The following is an 18,877-nucleotide window of genomic DNA, read 5'->3' on the forward strand; positions in this document are numbered from 1 at the left end:
TCCAACGTGTTGAAAATTAAGAAGGTTCGCGCCCCGGACGGACCGGTATCGCTGCACCGCAATAGCGCCACTTTACCGCATACGGGTAATGTCACTGCAATGTCCCCTCCCCCGAGCAGGTAGAAGCATGCGCAACGGTACTCTCCTTTATGCCCAGTCCGGCGGCGTCACCGCGGTCATCAATGCCACCGCAGCGGCAGTGATCGAGCAGGCCCGCGCCAAGGGCATCAAGGTCCTGGCTGCCCGCAACGGCATCCTCGGTGCGTTGCGCGAGGAGCTGATCGACACCAGCAAGGAGAGCGCCGCCGCGATCCGCGCCCTGGCTCATACCCCGGGCGGTGCCTTCGGCTCGTGCCGGGTCAAGCTGAAATCACTGGACGCCGACCGCGCCCGCTACGACCGCCTGCTGGAGGTGCTGCGCGCACATGACGTGCGCTGGTTCCTCTACAACGGTGGCAACGATTCGGCCGATACCGCGCTGAAGGTCTCACAGCTGGCCAAGGCCTCCGGCTACGACCTGACCTGCATCGGCGTGCCCAAGACCATCGACAACGATCTGGCGGTGACCGACACCTGCCCCGGCTTCGGCTCGGCGGCCAAGTACACCGCGGTCTCGGTGCGCGAAGCGGCGCTGGATGTGGCGGCGATGGCCGAGACCTCCACCCGCGTCTTCATCTACGAGGCGATGGGCCGCCACGCCGGCTGGCTCGCTGCGGCAGCCGGCCTTGCCGGTAACGGCGATGACGAAGCGCCGCACATCATCCTGCTGCCCGAACGCGCCTACGACGAGGCCGCGTTCCTGGCCAAGGTCAAGGCCGTGGTCGAGCGTGTCGGCTACTGCGTGGTGGTGGCGTCGGAAGGCATCGCCACCGCCGATGGCCGTTTCGTCGCCGATGCTGGCGGCGGCAAGGACTCGTTCGGTCACTCGCAGCTGGGCGGCGTAGCGGCGCACCTGGCGGGTCGGGTCAAGGACCAGCTGGGCCTGAAGGTGCATTGGGCCCTGCCCGACTACCTGCAGCGCTCGGCCCGTCACCTGGCCAGCAGGACCGACTGGGAGCAGGCGCAGGCAGTGGGCAAGGCCGCGGTCCAGCTGGCGCTGAAGGGCCAGAACGGCGTGATGCCGGTGATCGTGCGCAGCAGCGATGCGCCGTACCGCTGGAAGATCGAAGCGGCACCGCTGTCGAAGATCGCCAACCATGAAAAGAAGATGCCGGCCGGCTTCATCCGCCGCGATGGCTTCGGCATCACCGCCAAGGCACGCGCCTACCTGTCGCCCCTGATCAAGGGCGAAGCCCCGCTGCCGTACGGCACCGACGGCCTGCCGAAATACGTCACCCTCAAGAACGTGGCGGTGAAGCAGAAGCTGACGCCGTTCGAGGGCTGAGCCGAAAAAGGGGACGGAGGGGATTAAGTCGCATCTGCCCCTCCGTCATCTCCTACAGCGTCAGCAGTGGGTCGGATACGACTTAATCCCCTCCGTCCCCTTTTTAGTGGAGGCACACCTTGGCACTGCGAGTTGTTCGACTGGGTACGCCGCGCGCGCCCGACGAGGGCCTGCGCATCGGTACCGTGCGACGGCCACCACGTGGCGTGCCGCGCAGCGAGTTCGCGACACAGGACTGGTACGACGTCTGGTTCCCGACCCTGTCACCCAGCGCGGCACTGGTGAAGCAGGCGCACGAGGCGAAAACGGCCGCCGACTGGAACGCCTTCTTCCGCCACTACACGACCGAGATGAAGGCGCCGGATGCGGCCCACGCGCTGGACCTGCTGGCCGCGATGTCGCAGCACAGCGACATCAGCGTGGGGTGCTATTGCGAGGATGAGGCGCACTGCCACCGCAAGGCCCTGCGCGAGCTGCTGGTGGCGCGCGGGGCGACGCTGGCGGATTGATCACCCGGACGCCGGCCAGCGGCCGGCACTACCCGTGGATGACCGCGTGGGTCCACCACCCACGCAATTTCAATTGCAGGCCTTGCCTTCCATCTGCAGCTGCGCGGCGAACATCGTCACCTTCGGGATCTGGCCGGCCGCAGCCTGCTTCTTTGCTTCTTCCAGATAGATCCGCGACTGGCCCTGCCCATCCAGCGCCTGGGTGTTGTTCACCGGCAGGCGCCAGACGCGCACGACGGCCTGCTGTGCCGGGCAGGCGGCGCTGGGCACGCGGATCACATCATTGAGCTTCCAGCCCTTGTCGGCACTCGGCTGCGCCTTGGCGTAGTCGACGAAGCGCGCGCGCGGCTGGCACTGCTCGCTGGTCCGCACCGGCGCGAAGCGATACGGCTCGGCCGCCTGACCGGTGAAGGCACCTTCCAGGCGCGCGCAGGCCTCGGGAATCTGCCGCAGGGTGTGCACCGCACCAATGGCCTGGGGGGCACCCACGGCGCGCTGCAGCTCCGGGGTTTCCGCAGCGAGTGCCGGTACAGCAGGGACCAGGGCGGCAAGCATCAACAGGGACAGGCGCATGGGAGATCTCCTACAGGACTGAGCGCAGGCTTGCAGAGCCTGGCTTAACGGGGCGCAAAGGCCTGTGGCTCTCGAATCATGGCCATGGCCCGACGGCATGCGCCGCGCGCATGGCGATGCCTTCCATCTTGAGGGCACCCACAGGATCAGGAGGCGCGCCTCGTAGAGGCCAGTCGAGCATGGCTCGACTCTACAAGTGGCGGCACGCATACTGCGGGCACCAGGGAATGCTGAACACCGCCATACGTCGGACGACCACCAAGGTCGGTACGGGTTGGTTCCAGGCTGCAGCCCGTCGTCCCCCTCGTGGTGCCGTTCATCGCCACTGGATGCCTACATCCATTCTGCGGAGGGGTCTAATGCTGGAACGTCACGGGCTGTCACTGGCGCTGGGCTGCGCCATTCTCGCGATCCTGTTCGGAATCGTCTCGGCGCGCTGGATCCTGCGCCAACCCACCGGCAATGAACGCATGATCGCGATCGCCACGGCGATCCAGGAAGGTGCACGTGCCTACCTCAACCGCCAGTACCTGACCATCGGCGTGGCCGGTGTGGTGCTGTTTGTGCTGGTCGGTGTGTTCCTCAGCTGGTACACCGCGATCGGCTTCGCGGTCGGCGCGGTGCTGTCCGGCGCGGCCGGCTACATCGGCATGAACGTGTCGGTACGTGCCAACGTACGCACTGCCGAGGCTGCACGCCACGGAATCAGCGCGGCGATGGACGTCGCCTTCCGCGGCGGTGCGATCACCGGCATGCTGGTGGTCGGCCTGGGCCTGCTGGGCGTGGCCGGCTACTACGCACTGCTGCTGCGGATGGGCCTGCCGATGGAGCAGGCGCTGCACGCGCTGGTCGGGTTGGCGTTCGGTTCGTCGCTGATCTCGATCTTCGCGCGCCTGGGCGGCGGCATCTTCACCAAGGGCGCCGACGTCGGCGCCGATCTGGTCGGCAAGGTCGAAGCCGGCATTCCCGAAGATGATCCGCGCAACCCGGCGGTGATCGCCGACAACGTCGGTGACAACGTCGGCGACTGCGCTGGCATGGCCGCCGATCTGTTCGAGACCTATGCGGTGACCGTCATCGCCACCATGCTGCTGGGCAGCCTCATGCTGGCCGAGGCGGGAGCCAATGCGGTGCTGTATCCGCTGGTGCTGGGCGGCGTTTCGATCATCGCCTCGATCATCGGTGCGCTGTTCGTCAAGGTGAAGCCGGGCGGCTCGATCATGGGCGCGCTGTACAAGGGCGTGATCGTCTCCGGCGTGCTGGCCGCCATCGCCTTCTACCCGATCACCACCGGGCTGATGTCCGACAACGTGCATGGGCCGATGGCGCTGTATGGCTGCGCGTTGATCGGCCTGGTCCTGACCGGGCTGATTGTGTGGATCACCGAGTACTACACCGGCACCCAGTACAAGCCGGTGCAGCACGTGGCGCAGGCGTCGACCACCGGCCACGGCACCAACATCATCGCCGGCCTGGGCATTTCGATGAAATCCACCGCGCTGCCGGTGGTGGCCGTGTGTGCGGCGATCTGGGGTGCGTTCGCGCTGGCCGGCCTGTACGGCATCGCCATCGCCGCCACCGCGATGTTGTCGATGGCCGGGATGATCGTCGCGCTCGATGCCTACGGACCGATCACCGACAACGCCGGCGGCATCGCCGAAATGGCCGAGCTGCCCTCGGAGATCCGCGACATCACCGATCCGCTGGATGCGGTGGGCAACACCACCAAGGCGGTGACCAAGGGCTATGCGATCGGTTCGGCAGCGCTGGCCGCACTGGTGCTGTTCGCGGACTACACGCACAACCTGCAGGCTGCACATCCCGGGCAGGAGTTCCGCTTCGACCTCAGCGACCACACGGTGATCATCGGCCTGCTGATCGGCGGCCTGATTCCCTACCTGTTCGGTGCGATGGCGATGGAAGCGGTCGGCCGCGCGGCGGGTGCAGTGGTGGAAGAGGTGCGCCGCCAGTTCCGCGAGATCCCCGGCATCATGCAAGGTACCGGCAAGCCGCAGTACGACAAGGCGGTGGACATGCTGACCCGCTCGGCGATCCGCGAAATGATCGTGCCGTCGCTGCTGCCGGTGGCGGTGCCGGTGGTGGTCGGCCTGCTGCTGGGGCCGCGCGCACTCGGCGGCCTGCTGATCGGCACGATCGTGACCGGCCTGTTCGTGGCCATTTCGATGACCACCGGCGGCGGCGCCTGGGACAACGCCAAGAAGTACATCGAGGACGGCCACTTCGGCGGCAAGGGCAGCGAGGCGCACAAGGCCGCGGTGACCGGCGACACCGTCGGCGACCCGTACAAGGACACCGCCGGCCCGGCGATCAATCCGCTGATCAAGATCATCAACATCGTGGCGCTGCTGCTGGTACCGCTGCTGTAGATCCACGCCATGCGTAAACCCGTAGAGTCGAGCTTGCTCGGCTCTACAAGGTCACCGCCCGCGCAGGAAGAACGACACCGGCACCATCACTTCCACCGGGTCGCCGGCCACTTCGGCCGGCGGCGCCGGCAGCGGGCTGGCCCGCTGCACGGTGTCCAGCGTCTCCTGGTCGAGCAGCGCGAAGCCACTGCTGCGGCCCAGTTTCAAACCCGAGACCGCGCCATCGCGGGCCACGGCAAAGCGCACGTAGACCACGCCCTGTTGGCGCAGCCGCTCAGCCTGGCGCGGATAGCGCCGATGCTTCTGCAGATGCCCGAGCAGGCGCCCTTCCCAGGTTGCCTCGGCGCGACTGCGTTCGCCGGCCGTGGTCTGCGGTGCGGTGTAGCGTGCGGCCGCCTCGGCCGCCACCTGCGGCGGTGCGCTGGTCTGCGCAACGTTGGCGTCAGCAGTGTCCGGCGAGGGCGTCGGCTCCGGCGTACGCGGCGGTGGCAGGTCACCCTGCGGCTGCGCCGGCGCCTTCGGCTGCTCGCGCAGGGCCGGCTTCGGCACCTGCCGCTGCTGTTGCTGCTGCAGTGGACCGGTGGCGACCTCGCGCGGCGGCACCGGCGGTGCCTGCGCCATCGGTGCCAGTTCCAGCATCAGCGCGGCGGGCGGCGCCGTCGCAGCCAGCACCGGTGCGCGCGTCACCCACCAGCAGGCCGCGCCGATCAGCAGCGCGTGCACCAGCAGCACGATCGCCAGGCTGGTCGCCCAGCGCCGCAGTCCACTCATCGTGCGCCTTGCTCCAGGCCGACCAGCGCCACCTTCAGGTAACCGGCCGCACGCAATGCATCCAGCGTGGCCATCAGTTCGCCGTAGGGCACGTGGGTATCGGCGCGCAGGAAGATACGCTGCGCGGTGTCACTGTGGGTGGCCGCCTGCAATGCAGCCGCCAGCCCGTCGCGCGCTACGGCCTGTTCGCCAACGCGCAGCGACAGATCGGCCTGCACGGTCACATACACCGGCGCCTGTTCGGGCGGCGTGGCACTGGCGCTGCTGGCTGGCAGCTGCACCGGCACCGACACGGTCGCCAGCGGTGCGGCCACCATGAAGATGATCAGCAGCACCAGCATCACGTCGATGAAGGGCGTGACATTGATCTCGTTCGCTTCTTCCGGCGTGTCGTCGCGGTCGGAGGCAGTCCTGATCGCCATCGTCGTGCCTCAGTGCTCCGCACGCAGCGGTGCCGCTGCGGTACGCGGCACGGTGCGATCGAAATCGCGCGAAACCAGCTGCTGCACAGCCGCCGACAGGTCGCCGAGCAGACCCCGCAGGCCGGCCAGCACGCGGCTGAAGTGGTTGTAGACCAGCACTGCGGGAATCGCCGCGACCAGGCCGAGTGCGGTCGCCAGCAGGGCCTCGGCGATGCCTGGCGCAACCACCGCCAGGTTGGTGGTGTTGCTGTGTGCGATGCCGATGAAGCTGTTCATGATGCCCCACACCGTGCCGAACAGGCCGACGAAGGGCGCCACCGCGCCGATGCTTGCGAGCACACCGATGCCGCGCCGCTGCACGCGCGCGGTCTCCAGCTCGATACGGTCCAGCCGCGATGCAATGCGCTCCTTGATGCCGTCGCGCCCTTCCAGATCCTGCGACAGGCGCAATTCGGTGCGGGCCGCATCCAACATCGCCAGCGCAGTGCCCTGCTGCACACTGGCATCGGCGCTCTCGCCGGGCAGGCTCGGCGCCTGCAGCAACAGCGCGCGCGCCGCACGCAACTGCCGGGCCTGGCAAGCCAGTTCCCAACCCTTGGACAGCAGCACGGTCCAGGTGGCCAGCGACGCCAGTGCCAGCGCGATCATCACGGCCTTCACCACCACGTCGGCGGCCAGATACATGCCCCACGGGGTCAATGCGGGGGCGGCCACAGGGACCAGGTCAGCAGGCAACATCGTCTCGGTTTCCATCAGCATCAGGGGTCGCTGCGCGACGACGGGCCGCGCGCGGATCATTGGCGTCGTCCACTTCCACGACCGGATGGGGCTCCAGCCGTGGTGCCGGTCGGCTCAGCACGTAGCCGGCGCTGACCGCGAAGAACAGGCCCACGCCCAACAGCAGGCGCCAGGACGGGTGCGCGCCCCAGCAGAACAGGGCAAAGCCCAGCGCCATGCCGGCACTGGCAAACGCTTTGCCCTTGCGCGACACCGCCCCCTGCTCACGCCACAGCCGCAATGACGGGCCATAACGCGGATGCGCCAGCAGGCGCTGCTCGAACTTCGGCGAGCTGCGCGCGAAGCAGCCCACGGCCAGGATCAGGAAGATGGTGGTCGGCATCACCGGCAGCAACGCGCCGATCACCCCGAGGCCCACCATCAACCAGCCCAGCGCGAACCAGAGCCAGCGCATCAGCGCTTCACCTGTGGGCGCGCGCCGTGCATCAGGCGAATTCCACTTCGACGTGGCCGTGCACGCTGCGGAACGCGGCGTCGGCCGCGTCGATCACCTGCTGCTCCTGCTCGGCACTCAGCGGCACCGCGTCCAGCGCAGCGGTGAACTCGCGCCAGTGGCGCGCCGCGCCATCCGGATGCGCGGCCAGGTGGCGGGCGCCGAAATCACGGTCCAGGCCTAGCTTGGCAGCCATCTTGTACAGAATGGTGCCGCCCAGGTTGGAGCCTTCAGCCACGTACAGCCACCCCAACGCGGCGGGCAGTTCCAGATCGGACGGCAACGCCGCGATGTCAGCCCCCGGCAGGGTCTGCTCCAGGTCCTGCAGGTCGCGTGCGACCTGGGTCAGGCGGCGGCGCTCTCCCAGGTCCGGCAGCAGTGCGTCCAGCGCAGGGTTGGCATACAGCGCATCGATGCTGCGGTGGAAGCGATACTGCACGCGCAGGAAACGCGCGAAGTTGCTGCGGTCGGCGAAAATGTCGCCGGCCATGATGCGCTTGTCCAGGGCACCGTGGCTGTCGCGGGTGGCGGCCTTGAGCCGCAGGCTGCGGCTGTCTTCGGGAGCGATGTGTGCGTTCATGGGGGAATGCCAAGGGGGTCGTCCTGCTGTAGACGTTCGCCACGGGGCTTTCCCCAAGGCCATGTGCACCGATAATGGTGCATCCCTTCTTCCCGTAGGAACCGACGATGATCACCACCGAACCGCGCATGACCAACCTGTTCCTGCAGCTGGGCCTGGATGCCAGTGCCGAGGGCATCGCCCGCTTCATCCGCGAGCACCAGCTGGCTACCGATGTCGAAGTAGTCGAGGCACCCTACTGGAACGATGCCCAGCGCCAGTTCCTGTCTGAATCGCTGCAGGCCGATGCAGCATGGACCACCGTGGTGGACGAGCTGAACGAGTCCCTGCACGAAGACGCGGTGAAGGCTTCGACCGGGCTGTAAGCAGACGCCGGGCGTGGCCAGGTGCTGGCGATTGCACGGCAGAAGCGGTGCGGACCAAGGTCCGCACCCACCAAAGGCGCTCTGCGCTGGTGATCAATACTTCCAGGTCAACGCCAGCCGCGCGGTGCGGCCCGGGGCCGGCATCACGCCCAGGGCAAGCGGGTCCAGGTAATAGCGGTCGGTCAGGTTGTCCACACCAGCTTCCACCGACAGCTGGTCGTTGAAGCTCCAGCTGGCGAACAGATCCACCAGGGTGTTCGGCCGGTACAGCTGCTGGATGGCCGACAGGCCCACGTTCCAGTCCTTGTCCAGCTTGCTGATCGGGCCGGCGTTGTGGACCACGCGGGTACCGAAGGTCAGGCGTTCGTCGAACAGGCGCGAGCCCAGGGTCAGGTTGACCATGTAACGCGGCGGATTCTGGGTATTGGTGTACGAGCCCTCGAAGCCGCCATCCACGCAGTCGGGCGTGTTGGCCAGCTCGCCGTTCCTGCGCTGTGCGCCGTAGGCACGGCGCTCGGCGGCGATGTCCGGCGCGCAGGTCTTGGCCTTGAAGTAATAGTGCGCGGACAGATCGGCAAATACCTTGCCGCTGTCATAGCTGGACTGGAACTCCATGCCCGAGACCTTGAACTGGTCGACGTTGCGGATCAGGCCGGCCGACAGCGTGCGGTAGTCACGGGTGATCAGGTCGTCGATGCGGGTATCGAAGTACGCCAGCTTCAGCGCCAGGCGATCACCTGCAGTGAACAGGTCATAGCGGAGGGTGCTGGCACCGATTTCCCAGCTGCGCGCGCGCTCCGGCTTCAGCTCACCCACCGGCTTGGCGGCGGTGAACAGGCCCAGCGTGGTCTCGAACAGGCTCGGCAGCTTGGTGCCTTCGGCATACTTCACGTAGACCATGGTGTCTTCGCTGAAGCGGTAGGCCACGCTGGCGGTCGGCGAGAACGCGGTGTCACGACGGCGGATCGGCTGCGACCAGGTCCAGCTGACCGGCACTTCCAGGTCCTGCGCCTTGCCGGCGTCGTAGAAGTTCCAGCCACCGATGTCGCCCACCGTGCCCTTCTTGTACGGTGAGGCCAGCAGCGATTCCCGGGTGAAGTTGCCGTTGGCGTCCGGGTACCAGTTCAGCAGCGCGATACGTTTGGCCCGCCACGACGGCAGCGCCGGGTTGCCATTGAGCAGCTCGGTGTAGCGGTACTGGCCCTGCACTTCATAGGCATCGGGCGTGGCCAGGCGGTTGCGGTCATGCACATCCACGCGGTTCCAACGGCCGCCGGCCAGCAGTTCCCAATGCTCATCGGGCTGCCACTTCAGCGAGGCCACGGCACTGTATTCCTTGCGCTCGGCATTGCGCAGGAAACGGTTGTTGACCAGATCGTCGTGCATGACCGGCCCCGAACTGCCCGGCGCGATGTCTTCGTCGCTGTAGGACAGGCCGTAGTCCAGCGTGAACGCGCCGGCCCGGGTGTCGAACTTCGAGGTGTTGCTGGCATCCAGTCCGAAGCGCTTCTGTCGCAGCGGGTTGCGGTAGGCATCCTTGTAGCCGGGGTCGCCACTGAAGCTGGGCGCGTCGTACCACTCGGTACGGCGATCGAAGTACCAGGGGGTGATACCGGTGAGGCTGTTGTACATCACGCTGTCGGTGTCGGTGTACGCGGCATTGACGCGCAGGTCGATCAGCTCGCTGTCCGGATTGAAGCGATAGCGCAGCGTGTAGCTGTCCATGTCGACGTGGCCCGGATCCCATTGCGGAATGCGGTCACGATCCACACGGATGATCTGCGACGGCATGATCTCGCCGGCGGTGCCTTCGTAGCGGCGGTAACCGGCCTCCAGCGTCTGCGCGTCGTCAATGCGCCAGGTGCCCTTGAGCAGCGCCGACTTCGACCGCGCCGAGGTATTGAAGACCTCGGTGTGCGGCGGGTTCAGCGGTGCCAGCGTGCGCCGGGTCTGCGGGAAGTCGTCGTAGCCGTGCTTGCCGGAGAAGTAGTTGCCATTGTCGCGGTAGGCGTAGGCAGCAACCAGATCGAAGCGGTCCCAGTGACCGGCTGCAGCCACGTTGAAGAACTGGCTGCCGGTGGCGCTGCGATCGCTGCGCGGCGCGGCGCTGTAGGACGGCAGGTTGTTGGCGCTGGCGTTGGCCAGGCCGCCACGCACGCGTACGCCGAAGTCACGGCCTTCGCGCAGCACGTCGCCGATCTTCAGCGTTTCCATCTCGACCACGCCGCCGATGCCGCCGGAGGCGTTGGCCTGCAGGCTCGGGCCCTTGGTGATGGTCAGATTGGAGATCAGGTCCGGGTCGAGGTAGGTGCGCTGTGACTGGCCGGCATAGCCGCGGTAGGTATCCATGCTGGACTGGCCGCCATCGATGATCACCGGCACGCGACCCTGGCCCTGGATGCCACGGATGTTCACGTCGAAGCCGTTGCCCACGCGCGGATCACCAGCGGTGACGCCGGCCACGCCCTTGACGATGTCGCCGTTGGAGGTGCCGCGGAAACGTTCCAGCTGCGTGCGGTTGAGCGTGGTGGTGGAGCCGACGCTGCGATAGCTGTCGAGCAGGCGCGCCTCGTCGCTGTTCGCGCTGCTGTCGACGCGGTCACCGGCCACGCTCAGCGTATCGGTGACAATCACACCGCTGTCGGCCTGCGCCGGCGTCGCCGCTTCCAGCGTGACTGCATCTGCGCTGACCCGGCGCACCGCCAGGCCACTGCCCTGCAGCAGATGCTGCAGCGCCTCGCTGGCCGACAGGCTGCCGCTGACCGCACGCGAGGTTATCCCCTGCGCCAGGGTGGCCGGATACACCACCTGCACGCCGGATTGGCGCATGTAGCTGCGCAGTGCCTCGTCCAAGGGCTGCGCGGGGATATCGAAGCGCTGTACGGCGGCGTGATCGCCGCTGGCGTTCTGCGCCAGCACGGATGGCGTGGCAGTGGCCAGGCCGGCAGCCAGCAATGCAATGCACAGGCGGGACGGGCGCAGCGCGCGGCCCGTGCGGTGGGAGTCGAACATGGGGAACCTGTCAGGTAATCAGTGCCGCGGGCGCGGCGTCATCCGCAACACGGGCGGACACGGCGACGTACGTGGCGGCGGCGGGTACGTTCGCGGAGTAAGACGGATGAAAACGTGGCAACCCCAAGAGCGATTTGGGGTCGCGACGGGGGCCGGCCATTGGTCGGCTGGTTGCAGCGTGGGTGCCGACCGCTGGTCGGCTGGTTGCAGCGGTGGGTGCCGACCGTTGGTCGGCACAGGGACGGTCATCCACGCATGGCGTGGATCTACTGCACGATGGCGACGCCGAAGGGAAGACGCGTAACCCGAAGACCTGCTGTTGCCGCCAACGCATCCAGCGCCTGCTCCGGGCGATCGATGCGCAATGCGGCACTCACTGCGGGCAGTCGTGACAGATCACCGCGCACGAACGTCGGGCCTGCACGATAACGCCCCACCCATTGCACGGCGTCAGCGACGCTGGCCTGCTCCAGCAGCAGCTCGCCCTGGCGCCAGGCACCGACGCTGTCGGCGGCCACATCCTGCAGACGCATCACGCCGCTGCGCCCGCCATAGACGGCACGCTGGCCCACCTGCAGGTAGGTCCAGCCACCGTCGGCCGGGCTGGCCACACGCACCCTGCCCTGCCCGACCTGGGTTTCCACCCGGTCATCGCCACGCGCGACGGTAAACGCGGTGGAGATGTCCTCGACCACACCATTGCCCGCACGCACGCTGAAACGCCGCTGTGCATCCGGGCTGACTTCGAACCAGGCGCGTCCACGCAGCAGCTCGATCTCGCGCGCATATGCATCGAAGCGCACGGCGATCGCGCTGTCCGCATCCAGCACGGCGCGACTTCCATCGGGCAGTTGCACGTTCTGCACGACATGCGTGCTGCGATGGTCGGCCTGCAGCCGCAACCAGGCCTCGGGCCAGGCGACCAGCATCGCCAGTGCCGCCGCCGCGGTCATTGCCCAGCGCAGCCGCCGCGGTCGACGTCGTTTGACCGGTGTGGCCTGCGGGCGCTGCCCGACACTGCGCCACAGCGCGCGCTCGTGTTCGAAGGCGCGTCGGTGCCCCGGTTGTGCCAGCCAGCGCTCGAACTCGTGCATGCGCCCCTCGCCGATGTCACCCGAGGCCAGCCACGCAATCCAGCCCCGGGCCTGTTCGGCCAGGGCATCGTCATTGGCGGCGGGCAGCGTGTTCGGCGGGCTCATCGGCTGGCGGACAGGCGCATTCAAGCGCGGGCGAAGGAACTAGACCGCATCTACGGTCCAGTGATCAAGACGTTTCAGCGAAGGCCAGCCCCAAGCCGGGGCGATCATCGGCCGCTGCGCGCCCAGGCCAGTCGTTGCAGTGCGCTGCGCACATGGTTCTCGACGGTGGTCACCGATACCCCGAGACGGCGGGCGATCTCGGCCTGGGTCAGGCCCTGCAGGCGGTTGAGCCGGAAGATGGTGCGGGTCGGCTCCGGCAGGTGTCCTGCCGCGTCGAGCACCCGCTGCAGCTCGTCCTGTGCCATCGCCTGCTCCTCGGTCGAGATCACCTCGTCCGGCCCCCACAGGTAGTGATCGGCCAGCAGGCGGCTGCGCCGGGTCGATTCGCGGCCGTGGTCGGTGGCCAGGTTCGCGGCCAACCGGTACAGATAGGCGCGCGGATTGTCGATGGACTGACTGTCGTCGACCCCGCGGGCCTTGAACCACACAGCCTGGATCACGTCCTCGGCGCCGTTGTCGCCGCCGAGGATGCGCTGCACCCGGCGCAACAGCGCAGGCCGCTCGCGGATCAGCAGTTCGGTAAGGGAGGCGGCATTGGAGGACATGCGCGGAACCGGGACGACAGGCAGAAGGCGCCGCGCATGCTACTCCGTAAATGCGAATCAGTCACGTTCCCATCAGTGAATACACTCGGTCAGTCCGTCATAGGCGCTTTGCGACGTGCCTGGCAGCGGGTCGTGCAGCGGATTGCGAGCCGCCAGGGCAGCATGGAAGTCCTCCACCGCCGTGCCCGGCATGAGGGGCAGCCGGCACAGCCAGGTCGGCTGCCGCGCCACGATCGCACCGTCATTCCGCGATACGGCCAGGTCACTGGCGGCGAATGCCCACAGGCACTCGTGCACCGTGCCGCGCACCGCATCCACCGAACAACGCAGGCGCAGCGCCCGGATGTCGCTGTATTCGCCCTCGCAGAAGGTGTCGCCACAGATGGCATCGAAGCCATGCTGCAGACGGCCTTCCAGAGCGAAGAAGCGGTCCCAGTTGGCCTCCTGGTGCGGGTAGTCGATCAGGTCGACATAGGGAAATGCCTGTACCGGCGGCACCATCAGCAGCGCGCAGGCCAGGCCGATCGACAGGGCAGATGCTTTCATGCGGGAGCTCCTTGGGATGAGGGTTCCAGCCTGCACCCGGCGTCCCGACGTCCCCATCGGGCAACCCCACCAGCACGTGTGGGCGGCCGCCGTGCCGTACTGTCGGCCCCCTCCCCTGCACAGCGCCCGGCAAAGGCATAAAATGGGGAGCTATCCGTCTATATCCCCCACCTGGAGCACACCATGGGTCTGGAACTCGTCTCGCCCGGCAAGAACCCGCCGGAAGAAATCAACGTCATCATCGAGATCCCGAAGGACTCGGAGCCGGTGAAGTACGAAGTGGACAAGGAAACCGGCGCGATCTTCGTCGACCGCATCCTGTCCACCCCGATGCGCTACCCCTGCAACTACGGCTACGTGCCGAGCACCCTGTGCGGCGACGGCGACCCGGCCGACGTGCTGGTGGTGCTGCCGCTGCCGCTGGTGCCGGGCTCGGTCGTGCGCTGTCGTCCGGTCGGCGTGCTGAAGATGAGCGATGAGGCAGGCAGCGACGAGAAGATCCTGGCCGTGCCGGTCTCGAAGATCTTCAGTGGCTACGCTCACGTCGAAGACATCGCCCAGGTGTCCAGCCACTGGCTGGAGCGCATCGGCCACTTCTTCGAGCATTACAAGGACCTGGAGAAGGGCAAGTGGGTCAAGCTGGACGGTTGGGGCGGCGCCGCTGAGGCCAAGCAGATCCTGATCGAGGCGCACCAGCGCCATCTCGACAGCAAGGCCTGAGCCTGAACCGGATCGCTCCGGCAGGCCCTGCCGGAGCGATGCGGGTCACGTTTCACGACGACGGCACATCACACGTGCCGCCGTATTAGGTAAATTGCGTCACTTCACACGTCATCGACATCCATCGTCGAGACAGCCAGGGGAATGTGTCGTGCGTATTCTGCTTGTTGGGGATGCAGCCAGCCTGCCGGCTGAGCTGACCGAATTCATTGCCGATCTTGGGGAAGACTGGCAGCCGTTGACCGCCGCCGATGGCCAGACCGCGATGACCGCGGTGGCCACGCAGGGCGTGGATGCGGTGATCGTCTGCCCGCAGCTGCCGGACCTCAATGCCACCACGCTGCTCGGCCAGATCCGGACCTTGCGCCCGGAAACCATCCGCATTGCGCTGGTGGACGCCCAGCATGGCAACCGGCCGCCGCCGGCACGCCTGATCGGCGTCGCCCATCGCTTCCTGCCGCTGCCATTGGCGCCGGAAGTTCTACTGGAAGCGCTGACCAGCCTGGAGGAGCTGCGCGAAGTGCTGGACAGCCCACGCCTGCGCGACGCCATCGGCCGTATCGAGAAGCTGCCCTCGCCGCCGCACCTGTACCTGAGCCTGACCCAGGCACTGGAACATGACGATGACGCCGACAGCGCCGACGTCGCCAAGCTGGTGGCGGCCGATCCGGCCATCGCCGCCAAGGTGCTGCAGCTGTCGAACTCGGCGTTCTTCAGCCAGGGTCGCACCATCGCCGACCTGCGCACCGCCGTGACCCGCCTCGGCCTGTCGACGCTGCGCGATCTGGTACTGGCCAGCGAGGTGTTCTCGGCACCGACGCTGTCCACGGCCGAGCGTAATTCACTACAGCAGCGCGCCCTGCTTGCCTCGCGCCTGGCGGCACGCCTGCTGCCCGAATCCAGCGCCGAGCTGGGCGCGACCGCCGCACTGCTGGCCGACATCGGCCTGCTGCTGCCAGGCGTACGCAACGAACGCAGCGAGCCGTCGCTGGCCGGTGACACCCGCCCCGGCCACGCCGAAGCCGGCGCTTATCTGCTGGGCCTGTGGGGCCTGCCGATGCCGATCATCGAAGCGGTCGCCTTCCATCTGCAGCCGCAGCGTGCCAATACGCGCAGCTTCTGGGTGACCGGCGCGGTGCACGTGGCACTGGCACTGGTCAATGGCGATCCGGTGGACGAGGACTACCTGCAACGCGCGGGTGTACTCAACAAGCTGCCGCAGTGGCGCGAGCATGCCAATGCGTTGATGGGGCTGGTACCCAGCGAGGTCTGAGCCGTCAACGCAGGAAGAACCTGGAAGGCGCGCCCAAGGGCGCGCCTTTTTTGCATCAGCGCGCGCCGCAGGCATCCTGCACGCAGTGGCGATACTGCAGATCGCACAGGACCTTGGACTTGCCTGCAGCCAGGCATTCCTGACGCAGTTCCTCGCAGTACAGCCCGCCCCCACAGACGCCACCGGTCTGGGCGAACACCGCACCCACCAATGTTGCATAGATCAGTGCAGCAGCAGACAGTTTGTGCAACAGCGTGCTCTTCATCGCTCTCTCCATGTGCAAGTGTCCGCAAGTGGACTCCGCAACTGTGTTGATTGCGACACGACAGGAACGTGACTTCGCTCACCTTCCACGATATTTCGGAATTCCCTTACAAAAAAAGAGGGCGGACCTTGCGGTCCGCCCTCCCGGTACTGCTATCGCACTTCAAACAATCAGAAGCGCTGGGTGTACTTCATGTAGTAGAAGCGACCGATATCGAAGCCACCGTAGTAGGAGAAGCTCGAGTTCGGCTGGCTGTACATGACCGGGCCTTCGTGGTTGAACACGTTGTTGGCGCCCAGCGAGACAGTGGCTTCCCACGGCAGGTTGTAACGCACCTGCACGTCGTGGAAGGTGTTCGAACCCACCTTGCGGCTCGGCTGACCCAGGGTGTACGCCGAGGTGAAGTCAGGCAGGTTGCACTCGGTATCGTAGGAGCACGGCTCCTTCATGCCCGAGTAGTAACGCACGCCCCAGTTCACGCCCAGGTTGCCCAGGGTCCAGTCGACGTTGAGGTTCGAACGGACGCGGAAGTTGGCACCCCAATCGCCGGTCGCCCAGCTGTTGTGCTGCTCGACCGGGGTTTCGGCTTCGTTGTCACGCTTGTACTCGAGGTAATCGACGTAGGTGGTCTTCCAGTCGATGACGAACTTGCCGAAGGAGAACTCCGGCAGGCGGTACTTGACGCCCAGGTCGTAACCTGCGGTTTCCTGGTAACCACCGTTGATCAGGGTACGGGTGACGTCGACCACCTGGTTGACGGCACGGCCGTCGGTACCGCGTTGGAAACGCTCACACGCCGATGCCACGCCCAGCACGTAGCACTGGTTGAGGATCGAGGTCACCGACTCGGCGGCGATCACGTTGTTGATGCGGATCTTCCACCAGTCGAGGCTGACGTCCAGGCCCTGCACGAAGTTCGGGCTGTACACCAGGCCGGCGGTCCAGGTCTTGGAGGTTTCCGGCTTCAGTTCCGGGTTGGAGCCCGACTCGAAAGCGCTGTAGGACTGGGTGCCCGGGCCGGTCGACTGCGCACCGCCGGAGGTGATCTGGCGGAAGTTGGCCGGAACGCCGCGTGCCTGGCAGGCAGCCGCCACCGAGGCGTTGCGCGCGGCCGAGCCGAAGCTGCTGTCACACGGATCGGTGTAGGCGTCGAAGGTCTGCGACGTGCCACCGTACATGTTGGAGATGCTCGGGGCGCGGAAGCCGGTCGAGTAGGTCGCACGCACCAGCAGGTCGTCGATCGGCTTCCACTTCAGGCCGAACTTGCTGTTGATGGTATCGCCGAAGGTGTTGTAGTCCGAGTAACGGCCGGCCATGTCGAGCGACAGCTCCTTGGCGAACGGCATGTCGGCCAGCACCGGCACGTTCAGTTCGACGTAGAACTCGTCGAGCTTGTAGCTGCCCTTGGTCGGCTTGCCAGCCAGATCAGTGCTCAGGCCGGACTGCAGCAGCGCATCCGGGTTGTACTCACCGCTTTCTTCACGGTGCTCGTAACCGGCGGCGATGGCCAGTTCACCGGCCGGCAGCGAGAACAGCGAGCCACCGATGTTGGCGCTGTACGCCTTGGTGGTGTTGGTGTAGGTGTCGTGGCTCGGCAGGTACAGGTAGGCCTGCAGGGCCGGATCGGCCAGCGAGCCGTTGCCGGTCGAGCCGTACGGTGCCAGCGGGTTCCACGGGGTGCAGCCTGCGATGACATGACCCGGGGTGCCGCAACGGGCAACGTCGCCATCCATGAAGGACGGTCCGACCGCGTTCTGCACGTTCGGAATGAACAGGTTGCCGGTGCCGGTCTTCACGCCCTTGTTCTGGTTGTAGACGTAGCCCACGTCCCAATCCCAGAACTTGTCGCCGAACTCGAACGAACCTTCCAGGCCGGCCGAGAAGCGGAAGGTCTCCTGCTCGGACTCGGTCTGGCGCGGCACTTCGGACGTACGACGGATGAAGTTCGCGTCCGTGCCCAGCGGGTTGTAGATGCTGTTGGCCGACAGCGGGGTCTCATAGACCTCCGACTGGTACGGATAGCCAGCGATCTGCTGGGTCGCCGTACGCTTGGTGTACAGCACATTCGCGGTACCGCGGATGTTGTCGGTGAAGTCGTAGTTGCCGTTGGCGAACACCGAACGACGGGTCAGCTTGTTCTGCAGCCACATTTCCTGGCTGGCATTGGTGTAGTCAGCCGTGCCGAACTCGCGGAAATCGGCCATGGTGTTGCCCGAGCCGTTGTTGGCGCGGGTGTACCAGTTGTCGTTGCTGTCGATCAGCACGCCGTGGTTGGACGCCGGCGACCAGCCGTTGGCGTCCGTATCCGTCGGGTTCGGGTGGAACTGACCGTTCGGGTAACGGCTGAAGGCACGATCCTTCGCCCAGACCGGATCTTCCTTGCTGTACTCGGCGCCGAAGGTGATCGAACCACGCTCACCGGTCTGGCCGTAGACGAAGTTGTAGACCTGCTTCTCGCCATCGCCCTTGTTGTACTGGCCGCCGTAGACGCTGGCTTCCAGACCGTCGAAGTTCTTGCGGGTGATGATGTTGATCACGCCGGCGATGGCGTCAGAGCCGTAGATCGCCGAAGCGCCGTCGGTCAGCACTTCAATGCGCTCGACCACCGAGGTCGGGATGGAGGCCAGGTCGGTGTAGCCACCGGTGCTGACGCCCATGCGCTTGCCGTCCAGCAGCACCAGGGTGCGCTCCGGGCCCAGACCACGCAGGTCGACGTACTGGCCGCCCACTTCTTCGCCCGAGGTCAGGGCATCAGCGCGGCTGATGGCCGGCGAACCGGTCGCCGACAGGTTCTGCACGATGTCGCCGACGCTGGTGAAGCCCTGCTTCTCGATGTCGGCACGCTGCAGCGCGATCACGGGCTGCGCGGTTTCCATGCTCGCCTGGCGGATGCGCGAGCCGGTGACCGAAATGCGGTCCAGGTCGGTCGTGGCCTTTGCTTCCTGGGCGGAAGCAAAAGCCGGCGCCAGCGCCAGCGCGATGCCGGCAGGCAGCAGGCCGAGCCGCACTGCGGGATTACAAACGTTCATCTATCT

18 protein-coding genes are annotated in these 18,877 nt (G+C 66.6%); 6 read left to right on the forward strand and 12 right to left on the reverse strand.

Going from position 1 to position 18,877, the window contains the following annotated elements; genetic code table 11:
* Positions 1-127: 127 nt before the first annotated feature.
* Together HLA98_RS19495 and HLA98_RS19500 are read left to right on the forward strand one after the other, a co-directional pair.
* Entirely contained in the window at positions 128-1,384 is a 1,257-nt protein-coding gene (locus HLA98_RS19495; protein WP_057501182.1) for a 6-phosphofructokinase, read from the forward strand.
* A gap of 119 nt (positions 1,385-1,503) precedes the next feature.
* A complete protein-coding gene (locus HLA98_RS19500) occupies positions 1,504-1,893 on the forward strand; it encodes a DUF488 domain-containing protein (RefSeq protein WP_049444412.1) in 390 nt (129 codons plus the stop codon).
* A 69-nt stretch (positions 1,894-1,962) separates the two neighbouring features.
* Here HLA98_RS19500 and HLA98_RS19505 read toward each other — a convergent pair whose 3' ends face one another.
* Complete coding sequence (locus HLA98_RS19505; protein WP_057501183.1) at positions 1,963-2,466, reverse strand: hypothetical protein; 504 nt, start codon at positions 2,464-2,466, stop codon at positions 1,963-1,965.
* Positions 2,467-2,825: 359 nt separating this feature from the next.
* Here HLA98_RS19505 and HLA98_RS19510 point away from each other — a divergent pair, with 359 nt between their 5' ends.
* The gene (locus HLA98_RS19510; RefSeq protein ID WP_057501184.1) at positions 2,826-4,853 is read left to right on the forward strand and encodes a sodium-translocating pyrophosphatase; all 2,028 of its coding nucleotides are present in this window, start codon (positions 2,826-2,828) and stop codon (positions 4,851-4,853) included.
* 51 nt (positions 4,854-4,904) lie between these two features.
* On the opposite strand, the gene HLA98_RS19515 is transcribed toward HLA98_RS19510, so the two are convergent.
* The 5 genes from HLA98_RS19515 to HLA98_RS19535 are packed head-to-tail and all read right to left on the reverse strand — an operon-like array spanning position 4,905 to position 7,857.
* A complete protein-coding gene (locus HLA98_RS19515) occupies positions 4,905-5,624 on the reverse strand; it encodes an energy transducer TonB (RefSeq protein WP_057501185.1) in 720 nt (239 codons plus the stop codon).
* Positions 5,621-6,046, reverse strand: a complete 426-nt coding sequence (gene exbD / locus HLA98_RS19520; protein ID WP_057501186.1) for a TonB system transport protein ExbD — start codon at positions 6,044-6,046, stop codon at positions 5,621-5,623. The genes HLA98_RS19515 and exbD overlap by 4 nt, the downstream gene beginning before the upstream one ends.
* Positions 6,047-6,055: 9 nt before the next feature.
* A complete protein-coding gene (exbB, locus tag HLA98_RS19525; protein ID WP_057501187.1) occupies positions 6,056-6,784 on the reverse strand; it encodes a tonB-system energizer ExbB in 729 nt (242 codons plus the stop codon).
* Positions 6,771-7,238 (reverse strand): YbaN family protein, encoded by a 468-nt coding sequence (locus HLA98_RS19530; protein WP_057501188.1) that lies wholly within the window; start codon positions 7,236-7,238, stop codon positions 6,771-6,773. The genes exbB and HLA98_RS19530 overlap by 14 nt, the downstream gene beginning before the upstream one ends.
* 31 nt (positions 7,239-7,269) lie before the next feature.
* Entirely contained in the window at positions 7,270-7,857 is a 588-nt protein-coding gene (locus HLA98_RS19535; RefSeq protein WP_049400694.1) for a biliverdin-producing heme oxygenase, read from the reverse strand.
* Between the two features lie 107 nt (positions 7,858-7,964).
* Between HLA98_RS19535 and HLA98_RS19540 the strand changes: the two genes are divergently transcribed.
* On the forward strand, positions 7,965-8,222 hold the full coding sequence (locus tag HLA98_RS19540) for a DUF2789 domain-containing protein (protein ID WP_049444427.1): 258 nt from the start codon (positions 7,965-7,967) through the stop codon (positions 8,220-8,222).
* Positions 8,223-8,315: 93 nt separating this feature from the next.
* On the opposite strand, the gene HLA98_RS19545 is transcribed toward HLA98_RS19540, so the two are convergent.
* The 4 genes from HLA98_RS19545 to HLA98_RS19560 all read right to left on the reverse strand — a co-directional run bounded on the left by HLA98_RS19545 (position 8,316) and on the right by HLA98_RS19560 (position 13,584).
* On the reverse strand, positions 8,316-11,234 hold the full coding sequence (locus HLA98_RS19545) for a TonB-dependent receptor (RefSeq protein ID WP_057501189.1): 2,919 nt from the start codon (positions 11,232-11,234) through the stop codon (positions 8,316-8,318).
* A 266-nt stretch (positions 11,235-11,500) separates the two neighbouring features.
* Positions 11,501-12,433 carry a FecR family protein gene (locus tag HLA98_RS19550; protein WP_057501190.1) on the reverse strand — a complete coding sequence of 311 codons (933 nt, stop codon included), beginning with the start codon at positions 12,431-12,433 and terminating at the stop codon, positions 11,501-11,503.
* Positions 12,434-12,537: 104 nt separating this feature from the next.
* The gene (locus HLA98_RS19555; protein WP_049444433.1) at positions 12,538-13,038 is read right to left on the reverse strand and encodes an RNA polymerase sigma factor; all 501 of its coding nucleotides are present in this window, start codon (positions 13,036-13,038) and stop codon (positions 12,538-12,540) included.
* 72 nt (positions 13,039-13,110) lie between these two features.
* Complete coding sequence (locus HLA98_RS19560) at positions 13,111-13,584, reverse strand: hypothetical protein (RefSeq protein ID WP_057501191.1); 474 nt, start codon at positions 13,582-13,584, stop codon at positions 13,111-13,113.
* Between the two features lie 183 nt (positions 13,585-13,767).
* Here HLA98_RS19560 and ppa point away from each other — a divergent pair, with 183 nt between their 5' ends.
* The gene (ppa, locus tag HLA98_RS19565) at positions 13,768-14,304 is read left to right on the forward strand and encodes an inorganic diphosphatase (protein ID WP_005410935.1); all 537 of its coding nucleotides are present in this window, start codon (positions 13,768-13,770) and stop codon (positions 14,302-14,304) included.
* A 151-nt stretch (positions 14,305-14,455) separates the two neighbouring features.
* A complete protein-coding gene (locus HLA98_RS19570) occupies positions 14,456-15,577 on the forward strand; it encodes an HDOD domain-containing protein (RefSeq protein WP_057501192.1) in 1,122 nt (373 codons plus the stop codon).
* Between the two features lie 55 nt (positions 15,578-15,632).
* On the opposite strand, the gene HLA98_RS19575 is transcribed toward HLA98_RS19570, so the two are convergent.
* Both HLA98_RS19575 and HLA98_RS19580 read right to left on the reverse strand, forming a co-directional pair.
* Complete coding sequence (locus tag HLA98_RS19575; protein WP_010483987.1) at positions 15,633-15,842, reverse strand: hypothetical protein; 210 nt, start codon at positions 15,840-15,842, stop codon at positions 15,633-15,635.
* A 170-nt stretch (positions 15,843-16,012) separates the two neighbouring features.
* Positions 16,013-18,871 carry a TonB-dependent receptor gene (locus HLA98_RS19580; protein ID WP_057501193.1) on the reverse strand — a complete coding sequence of 953 codons (2,859 nt, stop codon included), beginning with the start codon at positions 18,869-18,871 and terminating at the stop codon, positions 16,013-16,015.
* Positions 18,872-18,877 lie beyond the last annotated feature (6 nt).

Origin of the sequence: Stenotrophomonas africana (assembly GCF_013004645.1) — a bacterium.
GTDB lineage: Bacteria > Pseudomonadota > Gammaproteobacteria > Xanthomonadales > Xanthomonadaceae > Stenotrophomonas > Stenotrophomonas africana.

Excerpts from the sequence above, each read along its gene's own strand:
- HLA98_RS19575 (WP_010483987.1), bottom strand. The coding sequence starts at position 15,842 with ATGAAGAGCACGCTGTTGCACAAACTGTCTGCTGCTGCACTGATCTAT.
- exbD (WP_057501186.1), bottom strand. The coding sequence starts at position 6,046 with ATGGCGATCAGGACTGCCTCCGACCGCGACGACACGCCGGAAGAAGCG.
- HLA98_RS19560 (WP_057501191.1), bottom strand. The coding sequence starts at position 13,584 with ATGAAAGCATCTGCCCTGTCGATCGGCCTGGCCTGCGCGCTGCTGATG.
- HLA98_RS19530 (WP_057501188.1), bottom strand. The coding sequence starts at position 7,238 with ATGCGCTGGCTCTGGTTCGCGCTGGGCTGGTTGATGGTGGGCCTCGGG.
- HLA98_RS19545 (WP_057501189.1), bottom strand. The coding sequence starts at position 11,234 with ATGTTCGACTCCCACCGCACGGGCCGCGCGCTGCGCCCGTCCCGCCTG.
- HLA98_RS19580 (WP_057501193.1), bottom strand. The coding sequence starts at position 18,871 with ATGAACGTTTGTAATCCCGCAGTGCGGCTCGGCCTGCTGCCTGCCGGC.
- exbB (WP_057501187.1), bottom strand. The coding sequence starts at position 6,784 with ATGTTGCCTGCTGACCTGGTCCCTGTGGCCGCCCCCGCATTGACCCCG.
- ppa (WP_005410935.1), top strand. The coding sequence starts at position 13,768 with ATGGGTCTGGAACTCGTCTCGCCCGGCAAGAACCCGCCGGAAGAAATC.
- HLA98_RS19540 (WP_049444427.1), top strand. The coding sequence starts at position 7,965 with ATGATCACCACCGAACCGCGCATGACCAACCTGTTCCTGCAGCTGGGC.
- HLA98_RS19510 (WP_057501184.1), top strand. The coding sequence starts at position 2,826 with ATGCTGGAACGTCACGGGCTGTCACTGGCGCTGGGCTGCGCCATTCTC.
- HLA98_RS19535 (WP_049400694.1), bottom strand. The coding sequence starts at position 7,857 with ATGAACGCACACATCGCTCCCGAAGACAGCCGCAGCCTGCGGCTCAAG.
- HLA98_RS19495 (WP_057501182.1), top strand. The coding sequence starts at position 128 with ATGCGCAACGGTACTCTCCTTTATGCCCAGTCCGGCGGCGTCACCGCG.
- HLA98_RS19515 (WP_057501185.1), bottom strand. The coding sequence starts at position 5,624 with ATGAGTGGACTGCGGCGCTGGGCGACCAGCCTGGCGATCGTGCTGCTG.
- HLA98_RS19555 (WP_049444433.1), bottom strand. The coding sequence starts at position 13,038 with ATGTCCTCCAATGCCGCCTCCCTTACCGAACTGCTGATCCGCGAGCGG.
- HLA98_RS19550 (WP_057501190.1), bottom strand. The coding sequence starts at position 12,433 with ATGAGCCCGCCGAACACGCTGCCCGCCGCCAATGACGATGCCCTGGCC.
- HLA98_RS19505 (WP_057501183.1), bottom strand. The coding sequence starts at position 2,466 with ATGCGCCTGTCCCTGTTGATGCTTGCCGCCCTGGTCCCTGCTGTACCG.